Origin of the sequence: Sphingomonas sp. Leaf32, from assembly GCF_001421765.1 — a bacterium.
Lineage (GTDB): Bacteria > Pseudomonadota > Alphaproteobacteria > Sphingomonadales > Sphingomonadaceae > Sphingomonas.
In genome coordinates this window covers 186,057-198,461 of sequence record NZ_LMLA01000011.1, presented here as the reverse complement: position 1 = coordinate 198,461, position 12,405 = coordinate 186,057, and the positions used below count along the sequence as shown (strand labels likewise).

Here is a 12,405-nt window from a genome sequence, read left to right as displayed (position 1 = left end):
GTATTCACACCCGATACGATCGATGCGCACACACCTTCCTGTCCGCCATCGCATTCGCCGCCACCTTCATCTTCTGGCTCAATCAATGAGTCCTGAGCCTAGTTCCCCGCCTTGCGCATCCGCTCCCGCACGGCAAACGTCGCCTGATCGATCAGCATCGACGGGTGGGATTTACAGAATAACGCAATTTCGCCGAAGACACCGCTTGCGGACGTGTTCCGACCGACGGAGCCGGCCTGCGCGCGCTCTCCGACATTCATGCCGCTCCAGAATCCGATGATCCATTGGCGCATGACTTCACGCAGATCCTGATCGCCGTCGTTGAGGTCGGCGCAGACGACCGGCTGGCCCGCGCGCAGGATCGGAAAGGTTCGCGCGGCCTGTCCAGCTGCGGGGACCGATAGCGAAAGGCAGAAAACGGCAAATATCCGATGCACCGGAAATCCCCTGTTTTGGCGCGGGCAAAAACGGAACGGCGGCGGCCGGGTGCGCGGTCTATCGGCCCTATTCCTCGCCCTGATACTTGATCTGCAAAAACCGTTCGCGGGTCGCCAGGCTGTCGAGGTCGCCCTGTGCCAGTTGCCGGGTCATCGCCGCGATCTCGCCATCGATGATCTTCAACCCGTCGACCAGTTGCTGGTCGGGCGTGCGACCGTTGCGTTCGACGCGGCGGAGGGGTTCGGGGACGCGCTGGTAGCCGCGCACCAGTTCGGGGAGCTGTTCGCCGACCAGCTTGCGCACTTCCGCTGCCGCCGATTCGTCGTCGGGAAGCGTCGCGAGCTGGGCCGACAGGGTGTCGAGCTTGATCCCGATCGCGTCGGCCAGCGTGATGGCGGGGGCGGGCAGGGCGGGGCGTTGCGTGGCGAGCCAGCGTTCGGTCTGCGCGGGCAGCGACTTGATCGGGGCCTGCGCCAGCTGTTCGACCGCGACCTCGCGCGTCACCGGCATCAGCGCGAACAGCGCGGTGGCGGCGATCAGCAGCGCCATGACCAGCATCGCGCCGCCCAGTCCCAGCGGCACGAACCACCCGAACATCAAGGCCGCCAGCAGGATCGCGCCATCGGCGGCGGCGATACGGCCCACGCGCCGCAGCACCTCCGCCTCCCGCCGCCGCCGCGCGCGCGGGGCGACGACCCCGTGGCGTTCGCGCGCGCGCTCCAGCGTCAGATTGGCGCGTTCGAGGACTTCGTCGCTGCGCGACATCGCGTTACATCGCCTCCAGCTTGAAGGTTTCGCCGCCCTGTGCGTTCTGCGACGCGCCTTCCGCGCGGGCGATATAGCCGCGCGACTTTTCGACCTCGTTGGACAGGGTGCCGATGGTGGTCTTCATCGAATCCAGCGCCTTCAGCTTGAACGTGTCGATCGCGTCCATGGTGTCATAGACGTTCTGGAAGGCGCGTTGCAGCACCTCGACCGGGATGGTCGAGGCGGCGGCCTGTTCGTGGATCGTCGCGGTCTGCGAACGCAGCAGCTTGCCGGTGGAATCGATGATGTTGGCGGTGGTGGTGTTGAGCGCGGTGATCTGGTCCAGCACCAGCTTCTGGTTGGTCAGCGCCTGTGCGACGGTCACCGCGGTGCGCAGAGCGCCGACCGTCGTGGTGCTGGCGCGGTCGACGCCCTTCACCAGCTCGACATTGTTCTTCTTGACCAGATCGAGCGCGAGATAGCCCTGCACCGTCACCGCCATCTGGGTCAGCAGGTCCTGGCTGCGCTGGCGGACATAGAATAGCGCGGTTTCGCGGATCGCCTTGGCCTTGGCCGGGTCGGTGTGATCCAGCTCGTTGGCGCGGTCCTCCAGCTTGCCGTCCATTTCCTTCGACAGATAGATCATCTGTTCGAGGCGGCCCATCGCGGTCCACAGGTTCGCGCGCTCGGTGTCGATGGCGGCATTGTCCATCAGCAGCTCGTCCTTGCCCGACTGCAACCGCTTCAGGATCGAGGCAATGTGGCTTTGCGCCGACTTGTAGCCGTCGAAATAGTCGCGGACCTTGTTGCCGAACGGGATCATGCCGAACAGCTTCTTCGGCTCCAGCAGATTGCCCTGCTTGCCGGGATCGAGGTCCTCGATCGTGCGGCGCAGTTGCGCCAGGTCGGCGCCGACGCCCGATTCCTGGTCCATCGCCTTGACCGGACGGTCGAGGAACCGGTTCGACTGGCCCGCCGCCTCGCGGATTTCGCGCGCGCCGAGGTTGCTGATCGCGTCGACGCGCTTGCCGAATGCGGGCGAGTTCGCGTCCTGCGCGACGAGTTGGTCGATGAAATCGTCGACGCGGCGCTGCAATTCGGTGCGCTTGGTATCGTCGACCGGCACCAGCCCGGCGGCCTTGGCCGGGGCGAGCGTCGGCACCGGATCGGGCGGGGTCAGCACCAGCGCGGGTTCTTCAGTCTGCGTCGCCATACGTCCTCCAGCGGTCCTTGCCCTATTGATGGCGGGGAACGGAGGGCGGTTCAAGTGTGCTGTTGGAATAATACAGTTTGTTGGTCGAAGAAGAAGGTCGGTTCACGCGAAGGCGCGGAGGCGCGGAGGAGGTGCGTTCGCGGAGGAGCCTCGCGATCGAGAGACGTCTGCGCTTGCTGTACCCGAGGCGATACAGCCGCTTCGCGGAAGGGGTTTGTCCCCAACGCACTTCCTCCGCGCCTCCGCGCCTCCGCGTGAACCAACCTTACTTCTTCCCGCCCCACGCCGCAGCGCAGCAAAGGGGGGACTTCCGGTTTCCAAGGAAATACGCTAAGCGCGCGGCCAATTGCACTCCCGCATGATCCAGGAAATACCATGAGCCTTCGCAACGTGGCGATCATCGCCCACGTCGATCACGGCAAAACCACGCTCGTCGATCAGTTGTTCCGTCAGTCCGGTACGTTCCGCGACAACCAGCGCGTCGAAGAACGCGCGATGGATTCGAACGACCTCGAAAAGGAGCGCGGGATCACCATTCTCGCCAAGCCGACTTCGGTCGACTGGACCCCGCCGGGCAGCGATGAATCGATCCGCATCAACATCGTCGACACCCCCGGCCACGCCGATTTCGGCGGCGAGGTGGAGCGCATCCTGTCGATGGTCGACGGCGTCGTCCTGCTGGTCGATTCGTCGGAAGGCGCGATGCCGCAGACGAAGTTCGTGACCGGCAAGGCGCTGGCGCTGGGCCTCAAGCCCATCGTCGTCGTCAACAAGGTCGACCGCAGCGACGCGCGCATCCAGGAAGTGCTGGACGAGGTGTTCGACCTGTTCGTGTCGCTGGACGCCAATGACGAACAGCTAGACTTCCCGGTGCTCTATGCGTCGGGCCGCAACGGCTATGCCTCGACCGACATGGACGCGCGCGAAGGCACGCTGATCCCAATGTTCGAGACGATCGTTTCGCACGTCCCCGCGCCCAAGGTGGAAGTGGAGGATGTGCCGTTCACCTTCCTCGTGACGCTGCTCGACCGCGACAACTTCCTCGGCCGCATCCTGACCGGGCGCGTCAATTCGGGCACGGTGAAGCTCAACCAGCCGATCCACGCGCTCGACAATGACGGCAACGTCGTGGAGACGGGCCGCGCGTCGAAGATCATGTCGTTCCGTGGCCTCGACCGCGTGCCGGTCGAAGAAGCCAAGGCGGGCGACATCATTTCGCTGGCCGGCCTGACCGTCGCCACCGTGTCGAACACGATCTGCGACCCGCAGGTGACCGAGCCGCTGCACGCGCAGCCGATCGATCCGCCGACGCTGTCAATGCGCTTCGCGGTCAACGATTCGCCGATGGCTGGCCGTGAAGGCACCAAGGTCACGTCGCGCATGATCCGCGACCGCCTGTTCCGCGAAGCCGAATCGAACGTCGCCGTGAAGGTGACCGAAGCCGCCGATCGCGACAGCTACGAAGTTGCGGGTCGCGGCGAATTGCAGCTGGGCGTGCTGATCGAAACGATGCGCCGCGAAGGGTTCGAGCTGGGCATTTCGCGTCCGCGCGTGCTGTTCGGCGAGGACGAGGACGGCAAGAAGACCGAGCCGTACGAAACCGTCATCATCGACGTGGACGAGGAATATTCGGGCACGGTCGTCGAGAAGATGAACCTGCGCAAGGCCGAGATGACCGACATGCGCCCGTCGGGCGGCGGCAAGACGCGCATCACCTTCTCCGCGCCGTCGCGCGGCATGATCGGCTATCACGGCGAGTTCCTGTCGGACACGCGCGGCACCGGCATCATGAACCGGCTGTTCGAGAAGTACGGCCCGCACAAGGGCCAGATCGAAGGCCGCAAGAACGGCGTGCTGATCTCGAACGGCGCCGGCGAAGCGCAGGGCTATGCACTGGGTCCGCTCGAAGAGCGCGGCATCCTGTTCGTCGGGCACGGCGAAGCGCTGTACGAAGGCATGATTATCGGCGAGAACGCCAAGACGGATGACCTCGAGGTCAATCCGATGAAGGCGAAGCAGCTGACGAACTTCCGCGCATCGGGCGGCAAGGACGACGCGATCCGCCTGACTCCGCCCAAGAAGATGACGCTGGAACAGGCGATTGCGTATATCGACGATGACGAGATGGTCGAGGTGACGCCGAAGAACATTCGTCTGCGCAAGCGGCACCTGGACCCGCACGAGCGGAAGAAGGCGAGCCGGGCCAAGGCTGCAGCGTAAGCTGCGCCGAGCCGAACAAGGCTCGCCCGGCCGGCCTTGCCCAAGGCAAGGACCGACGACGTGGCTTTGCCACGTCGGGCCACCGGAAAGAAAAACCGCCCCGGAAGCGATTCCGGGGCGGTTTTTGTTCGACGCATTGTCCAATCCGCGAGCGCTGTTGGACGGCGGTCGAAAAAAGCGGGACCCCGGATCAAGTCCGGGGTGACGAGCAGGGTCACCCGGTCGCCGACCCTCCGGCGGCGCCTAAGCTCAACTCTCCGGCGGTGCTTCCCGCAGCAACGGGATCAGCTCACGGTTGAGATCGTCGAGATCCATCGCCCCGGCCTTGGCGTAGCGGACGATGCCCTGCCGATCGATGATGTAGTTGGTCGGCACGGCGGGCACGCTGCGGTCGATGCCCCTGATCCCCTTGGCCGGGGTGATCGCCAGCGCGGCGAACAGTGCCTTCATCTTGAAGATCGGCACCGATCCTTCGGTCGTCACGGCGAAGACGCGGGCGCCGTGCTTGCTGATCTTGCGATAATAGGCGTCGAGCAGCGGCAGTTCGACCCGGCACGGCACGCACCACGTTGCCCAGAAATTGACGAGGATCACCTCACCGCGATGTTCGGCGATGGTGGTCTTCGTACCGTCGGCCAGCGTCAGTTCGATCGGCGGCGCGGGCTGTCCGACCTTCAGTTCCCTGGCGGAAGCAGGCGCGGCCGCGAGTAGTGCGGCGGCGAGCGGCAGAATCCAGTTGCGCATTGACGATGTTCCCCCCGCCGGCAATGTTCTTCGCCGCGGGGAAGACGTCAAGCGGGGGTTACAGCAGTACCCGGCCGACGCCCGCACCGACCGCGACGATCGCCGGCGTCACCCAGCCGCCCTTGAGCCGCCACGCCATCGCCAGTGCGACGGCGAACAGGGCAATGCCGACGCCCGGCGCATCGACCCGCCCACCGGTCGCCAGCGCCAGTTGCACGAAGGTCGCCGCGATGATCCCGACGACTGCCGCCGCCACGCCGGTCAGCGCGTGGCGCAGGGAGGGGGCGTCGACGATCCCCTCCAGCCGTTCGAAGAACAACAGCGAGAAGGCGAAGGCGGGCAGGAACATGCCAAGGGTGATCGCCAGCGCACCGGTCAGGCCACCCGCGACATAGCCCACGAAGGTCGCGAAGATCACCAGCGGCGCGGGGATGACGTTGGCGAAGGCGACCCCGTCGAGAAACGCCGCATCGCCGATCCAGCCGCGCCCGACCGTATCGGCGCGGACATAGGGGATGGCGGTATAGGCGCCGCCGAAGGTGAGCAGCCCGCCCTTCAGCCCGGCGAGGAACAGGGCCAGGACGGTCAGCGGCCGTGCGACGGAGGTCGGCGGTACAGGTGCGACGACGGCGAGAGCGGTCACGGCAACGGCGATCCCCGCAAGGCCGATCGCGGTCGCCAGACCGGGGCGATCCTTCGCGGCACAGGCGCCGCCGCCGACCAGCAACGGTATCCAGAAGGGGACGCCGGCCAGTGTCGCCCCCGCCGCCGCCAGCGCGAGGATCGCCAGCAACTGGTCCTCGACGACATGCTGCCCGATCCGCACCACCGCGCGCAGGATTAAGGCGAGGATCGCGACCTGTATCCCGAGCAGCATTCCGCCCAGCGCCACGCTGCCCTGCACGACGGTGACGTACAGCCAGCCGACCAGCAGCATCAGGCAGAAGCCGGGCAGCATGAAGCCGAGGCCAGCGAGCAGACCCCCGATCCGCCCGCGCGCCAGCACGCCGAAATGGACGCAGAGTTCGTGTGCCTCGGGTCCGGGCAGGATCTGCAGGACGGCGAGCAACCGGTTGAACCGCGCCTTGTCGATCCAGCGTTCCTCCTCGACCAGCGTCTGTCGCAGCATCGCAATCTGCGCGACCGGTCCGCCAAAGGCGAGGCAGCCGAAGCGCAGGAACCTGCCGAACAGCGCGATCAGCGACAGGGCAGGGGGACGGGGCGGGGCAGGATCCATGGGCACGCTCCTACGGGCCGCGACAAGCAGCCGATGGAGCGGAACTTGGGCAGTCGCCCGCCTGAACGGGCGTCCGCACCGGCCCGTGCGCGAAATCTGGCCCGTCGACCGATGCGAAGTCAAGCGGCGTGGTGCGGTCCCCCCTCGCGCCCGCCCCGTCCCGCTGCTATCTGGCGGCCATGCCCCATCTCTATCTCGTCGACGGCTCCGGCTATATCTTTCGCGCCTATCACCGGCTGCCGCCGCTGACCAACCAGCATGGCGAGCCGGTGGGGGCGGTCTATGGCTATACCACCATGTTGTGGAAGCTGGCCGACGCGCTGCACAAGGCCGACGGGCCGACGCATATGGCCGTCATCCTCGACAAGTCGTCCAAGACGTTCCGCAACGACCTGTACGACCAGTATAAGGCGCATCGGCCGCCGCCGCCCGAGGATCTGGTTCCCCAGTTCCCGATGATCCGTGACGCGACGCGGGCGTTCAGCCTGCCGTGCATCGAGGAAGCGGGGCTGGAGGCCGACGACATCATCGCCTGCTATACCCAGGCGGCGCTGGCGCAAGGGTGGGCGGTGACGATCGTCAGTTCCGACAAGGACCTGATGCAGCTGATGACCGATCCGTCGGTCGACATGCTCGACACGATGAACAACCGCACGCTCGGCCCGGAACATGTGGTCGAGAAGTTCGGCGTGACGCCCGACAAGCTGGGCGACGTGCTGGCGCTGATGGGCGACAGCGTCGACAATGTGCCGGGCGTGCCCGGGGTGGGGCCGAAGACCGCCGCCAAACTCATCAACGAGCATGGCGATCTGGAGTCGGTGCTGGCCGCCGCGCCGGAGATGAAGAAGGGCAAGCTGCGCGACAATCTGATCGACCATGCCGACAATGCCCGGCTGTCGAAGGTGTTGGTGACGCTGAAGTGCGATGGCGGGCTGCCCGAACCGCTTGATGCGCTGGAATTGCAGGGGATACCGGAGGCGCCCTTGCGCGCCTTCCTCGAACATCATGGCTTTCGCACGCTGCTGACCAAGCTCGGCACGGTCGCCGATGCGCCGGTCGAGACGCCGGCCGCGCCGGTGGCGCAGGACGACGAGCCGGCGTGCGACTACGACGCCTATGAGACGGTGGTGACGCAGGAGGCGCTGGACCGCTGGGTACAGGTGGCGCGGCATCAGGGCTGGGTGGCGATCGATACCGAGACGACGGGGCTGGATGCGACGCGGGCCGAACTGGTGGGGGTGAGCTTGGGCGTCCATCCGAACCTCGCCTGCTATATTCCGATCGGCCATGGCGGGACCGACATGTTCGCGGAAAAACCCGACCAGTTGCCGCGCGAGGCGGTGCTGGCGACGTTGAAGCCATTGTTCGAGGACGAAAGCGTCCTGAAGATCGGCCACAATCTGAAATACGACATGATCGTGCTGGCGCGCGCCGGGCTGAACGTCGCGCCCTATGACGATACGATCGTGATGAGCTTCGCGCTCGATGCGGGCCTGCACGGGCATGGCATGGACGAACTGGCCGCGACCCACCTCCAGCATAGCTGCATCGCGTACAAGGATGTGGTGGGCACGGGGAAGAAGCAGGTCGGCTTCGGCGAGATCGACCTGAAGACCGCGACGCGCTACGCCGCCGAGGATGCCGATGTGACGCTGCGGCTGTGGCGGCGGTTCAAGCCGCGGCTGCCCTATGAGCAGGCGACCAGGGTGTATGAGATGGTCGACCGCCCGCTGGTGCGCGTGATCGCCGACATGGAGCAGGCCGGGATCAAGGTCGATGCGAAGGTGCTGGCGAAGCTGTCGGAGGATTTCTCCGCGCGCATCGCGGCGCTGGAAACCGAAATCCATGAGCTGGCGGGCACGAAATTCACCATCGGGTCGCCGAAGCAGCTGGGCGATGTGCTGTTCGTGACGATGGGGATCAAGGGCGGGCGCAAGGGCAAGTCGGGCGTCTATTCGACCGACGTCAACGAACTGGAACGCATCGCCGCCGACAAGGATTCGCCCGGCGCGGTGATCGCGGCGAAGGTGCTCGACTGGCGGCAGCTGTCGAAGCTGAAGAGCACCTATACCGATGCGTTGCAGGCGCAGATCAACCCGGCGACCGGGCGGGTGCATACGTCGTACAGCCTGACCGGTGCGCAGACCGGGCGGCTGTCGTCGACCGATCCGAATTTGCAGAATATCCCGATCCGGACCGAAGTCGGGCGGCAGATCCGCGATGCGTTCGTGGCGGAGCCGGGCAACGTCATCCTCGCGGCCGATTATTCGCAGATCGAGCTGCGGCTGGCGGCGCATATCGCCGATGTGCCGCAGCTGCGCGACGCCTTCGCGCGCGGCGATGACATTCACAGCATCACAGCGCAAGAACTGTTCGGCGAGGTCAACCGCGATACGCGCGGGCGGGCCAAGACGATCAACTTCGCGATCCTTTACGGCATCAGCCGCTGGGGGTTGGCCGGGCGGCTGGACGTGAGCGCGGACGAGGCGCAGTCGATGATCGATCGCTATTTCGACCGGTTCCCCGGCATCAACCGCTATATCGCCGAGACGACGCAGAGCGTGCGGACAACCGGCTTCACCACGACCTTGTTCGGGCGCAAAACGCATTTCCCGCGCATCCAGTCGAAGGTGCAGCATGAACGACAGGGTGCCGAGCGCGCCGCGATCAACGCGCCGATCCAGGGGACGAGCGCCGACATCATCAAGCGGGCGATGGCGCGGATGGGACCGGCGCTGGCCGAGGCGGGGCTGGGCGAGGTGCGGATGCTGTTGCAGGTGCACGACGAACTGGTGTTCGAACTGCCCGAAGGCCTGGTCGAGGCAGCGACGCCGGTCATCCGGCGGGTGATGGAAACGGCGGCGGAGCCGATGGTGCAGCTGACGGTGCCGCTGGGCGTGGAGATCGGGACGGGGCCGAGCTGGGGTGCGGCGCATTGATCGTTGCGCTTTTGCTGGCGCAAGCGGCACCGACCGTTGCGGCGGTCGACCAATTGTCGCCTGCCGAAGCCGGAGCGACGGTGCTGCGCGGCAAGACGCACGCGCCTGTCGAGGCGGTTGCGATGGTCGAACCGGGGCATCTGGCACCGCCCGGCTTTGTCGAACGTGATCTGATCGAGCAGCCGGTACGAAACGGTAGCGGATGTGTCCGCAGGCGGTGGCGGGCCATTTTCCGTTCACCGACGCTGGAGCGGCACGGGCCGTTCATCCTCGATTCCGTCTATGCCATGACCGAGATCGTCCTGACGGGAAGGTCGGCGTGCCCGACGACCGGCTATGTCCATGTGAACCCCGGCATCGACCAGATGGCGGGATTAGCAATGCTGGCACAGGTCGAAGCGGTCCGGACGGGGCGCGTCCGCGTGGCGTTCGATTGCAAGGACGATACCGGCGACGCGAAGTTCTGCCGTTCGCGGGCGTCAATCCTGCAGGACCTTGCGACCCGCAAGTCATGGATATTGTCGCGGGACGGCGGTGGGTTTGCCGTTTCGTTGAAAGGACAAACGAGATCGATCGTCACGATGCAGTTCGATCCGCGCAACCCGGATCGGGTTGTCGTGACAAAGACCTATCCCGCGCCCTTCTAGCGTTTGACCCATTTGCCAGAGAACTCGCCCCGGCGAAGGTTGGGCCTCGAGCCTCTTCTGCTGTACGTTGTCATCGAGAGATCCAGCCTTCGCTGGGATGACGCCAAGGCTAAACCTTCACAGATCGGCTTTTCGTAATTGCTTAGCGGGCTTTCGCCCGCAGCCAGCGGTCGATCTGCTCAATCTCCTTCTGCTGCGCGTCGATCACCGCCTGCGCCAGTGCGCGGGCTTCGGCGTCCTTGCCGTGCGCGAGTTCGGTCCGCGCCATCGCCACCGCCGCGACATGGTGGACGCGCATCTGCTGCATGAAGTCGATGTCGGCGTCGCCGCTATAGGGCGGGGCCTTCGTCATCATGTCGGCCATCGACTGCTTGTAGCCCCGCGTCGCTTCGGAATCGTCGGCGGTGGCGGTCATCATCGCATCGTGCGACATGGCATCGTGGGATTCGGCCGTATTGGCGCCTGTGGGCTGCTGCGAACAGGCGGCCAGCAGGGCCAATGTGAGGATCGTCGCGGGTGCCTTCATCCATCGTCTCCGTCGCTATCGATGGTCCAAGGAACGGCGTGCCGGATCGTTCCCGCACGCGACCGTTGCCCGCAAGCCGCACCCCGCGTTCAAAGCGTAAACGGGGGCTATGGAGAGCGGACGCCCTAGCGTAAGAGGCCGCGATGATCGATCCTTCGCGCGCCGCATGACCGACGCGCCCACCCCGCCGACCGACGATATCGCCGCCCTGGCCAAGGGTGGGCGGACGAATGTGTTCGGTTTTGTCCTGCGCCTAGTCGCGCGGTTGCCGTTCCTGTTCATCGCCGGGCGCATCTATGGCCCGGAAATCGTCGGGCGGTTCGCGCTGGCGGTGCTGGTGGTCGAACTGGCGGCGCTGGTGGCGACGCTGGGGCTGAAGCGCGGTCTGGCACAGGCATTGTCGTCGACCGACCGGCCGCACGCGCATGTCGTGTGGGATGCACTGGCGGTCGCGTTCATCCTGTCGGTCGCGGCGAGTGCGGTGTTGTTCGTGTTTCCGCAGATCATGTACCCGAACAGCGAGGTGATCGGGTTCGAACGCCTCCTGCCGCTGATCGTGTTCGCGATCGCGTGGTCAGACGTGAGCCTTGCCGCGCTCGCCTATCGCTTGAACGTCAAGGCGGCGGTGACGGCGCGTGCGGTGGTCGAGCCGTGGACGATCTCGATCGCGGCGTGGGGCCTCAGCTATTATTCGACGCGCGACGGCCTCATCATGAGCTATGTGCTGGCGATGGCGGCGGCGCTGGTGGCGTCGATCGTGCCGTTCATCCGCAGCTATGGCCTGCCGGTCGGGTGGTCGCCGCACCTGCGCCCGATGCTGGCGCTGGTGAAGCGCAACATGCCGCTGGCCGGGGCGGATGCGATCGAATGGGGCACGCGCAACGTCGACCGCTTCATTCTGGGTCTGTTGTTCGGGCCGGCGATCGTCGGCATTTACTACATGGCGCAGCAGGTCGCGTCGCTGCCGCAGAAGCTGAAAACCAGCTTCGATCCCGTCCTCGGCCCGGTCATCACCCAGAGCCTGGCCGCGAACGACAAGGGTGCGGTCGCGCGACAGGTACGGCAGGTCGGTTTCTGGATCATCACCGCACAGGCCGCGCTGGCGCTGGCGGGCAGCATCCCGGCATCGGGCGTGATGGGCGTGGTCGGGCGCGAGTTTGTGAGCGGGGCGGGCGCGCTGTCGTTCCTGCTGATCGCCGAAGTGCTGGCGGCGAAGGGGGCGGTGTCGGAGGCGGCGCTGGTCTATATCGCGCGGCACCGTAACCTGATGATCTCGATCGGGCTGCTGACGTTCCAGGTCGTGCTGAGCTTTGCACTGGTGTTCCTGATGCGCAGGCTGGACCTGCCGCAGAATTATGCGGCCGTCGGGCCGGCGATGGCGCTGTGTGTTTCGGTCGGGCTGGGGTCGGTCATCAAGTCCGGGCTGTTGTCGAAATTGCTGGGGCACAGCGTGCGCGATTTCCGGCCGGCGTTCGTGTGGGCGGTGCTGGCGGCGACCATCGTCGGGTCGGCGATCATGCAGCTGCCCAAGCGGTTCGAATGGGCCGAGATGCTGTTCGGCATTCCCCTGATCCTCGCCACCTATTTCGCGATCCTGTGGCGCTGGGCGTTCCGTCCGGAGGACAAGGCGTTGTTCCACAAGAGCGCCGCGGCGGGGGAAGCGCAGATTCCGACCGACCGGTACAAGGTGTAGG

At 65.9% G+C, this 12,405-nt stretch carries 10 protein-coding genes; 4 read left to right on the top strand and 6 right to left on the bottom strand.

Features of this window, described 5'->3' with window-relative positions; all coding sequences use genetic code 11:
• Positions 1–98 precede the first annotated feature (98 nt).
• The 3 genes from ASE83_RS15815 to ASE83_RS15805 all read right to left on the bottom strand — a co-directional run bounded on the left by ASE83_RS15815 (position 99) and on the right by ASE83_RS15805 (position 2,398).
• Positions 99–437: a hypothetical protein gene (locus ASE83_RS15815; protein WP_055792423.1), complete on the bottom strand. Its 339-nt coding sequence runs from the start codon at positions 435–437 to the stop codon at positions 99–101.
• Positions 438–504: 67 nt separating this feature from the next.
• On the bottom strand, positions 505–1,203 hold the full coding sequence (locus tag ASE83_RS15810) for a hypothetical protein (protein ID WP_055792420.1): 699 nt from the start codon (positions 1,201–1,203) through the stop codon (positions 505–507).
• Between the two features lie 4 nt (positions 1,204–1,207).
• Positions 1,208–2,398: a toxic anion resistance protein gene (locus tag ASE83_RS15805; RefSeq protein ID WP_055792417.1), complete on the bottom strand. Its 1,191-nt coding sequence runs from the start codon at positions 2,396–2,398 to the stop codon at positions 1,208–1,210.
• 375 nt (positions 2,399–2,773) lie between these two features.
• On the opposite strand from ASE83_RS15805, the gene typA reads away from it, so the two are divergent.
• Positions 2,774–4,618 carry a translational GTPase TypA gene (gene typA, locus ASE83_RS15800; RefSeq protein ID WP_055792415.1) on the top strand — a complete coding sequence of 615 codons (1,845 nt, stop codon included), beginning with the start codon at positions 2,774–2,776 and terminating at the stop codon, positions 4,616–4,618.
• A 249-nt stretch (positions 4,619–4,867) separates the two neighbouring features.
• On the opposite strand, the gene ASE83_RS15795 is transcribed toward typA, so the two are convergent.
• Entirely contained in the window at positions 4,868–5,362 is a 495-nt protein-coding gene (locus tag ASE83_RS15795; protein ID WP_055792413.1) for a TlpA family protein disulfide reductase, read from the bottom strand.
• A 58-nt stretch (positions 5,363–5,420) separates the two neighbouring features.
• Positions 5,421–6,599: a chromate efflux transporter gene (gene chrA, locus ASE83_RS15790; RefSeq protein ID WP_055792410.1), complete on the bottom strand. Its 1,179-nt coding sequence runs from the start codon at positions 6,597–6,599 to the stop codon at positions 5,421–5,423.
• A 179-nt stretch (positions 6,600–6,778) separates the two neighbouring features.
• On the opposite strand from chrA, the gene polA reads away from it, so the two are divergent.
• Together polA and ASE83_RS15780 are read left to right on the top strand one after the other, a co-directional pair.
• Positions 6,779–9,538 (top strand): DNA polymerase I, encoded by a 2,760-nt coding sequence (gene polA, locus ASE83_RS15785; RefSeq protein ID WP_055792407.1) that lies wholly within the window; start codon positions 6,779–6,781, stop codon positions 9,536–9,538.
• Positions 9,535–10,185 (top strand): hypothetical protein, encoded by a 651-nt coding sequence (locus tag ASE83_RS15780; protein ID WP_055792404.1) that lies wholly within the window; start codon positions 9,535–9,537, stop codon positions 10,183–10,185. Before polA ends, ASE83_RS15780 begins: the two co-directional genes overlap by 4 nt.
• Positions 10,186–10,327: 142 nt before the next feature.
• Here ASE83_RS15780 and ASE83_RS15775 read toward each other — a convergent pair whose 3' ends face one another.
• Entirely contained in the window at positions 10,328–10,711 is a 384-nt protein-coding gene (locus ASE83_RS15775) for a DUF305 domain-containing protein (protein ID WP_055792401.1), read from the bottom strand.
• Between the two features lie 166 nt (positions 10,712–10,877).
• Between ASE83_RS15775 and ASE83_RS15770 the strand changes: the two genes are divergently transcribed.
• Positions 10,878–12,404 (top strand): lipopolysaccharide biosynthesis protein, encoded by a 1,527-nt coding sequence (locus tag ASE83_RS15770; RefSeq protein WP_055792397.1) that lies wholly within the window; start codon positions 10,878–10,880, stop codon positions 12,402–12,404.
• The last annotated feature ends 1 nt before the right edge of the window (position 12,405 follow it).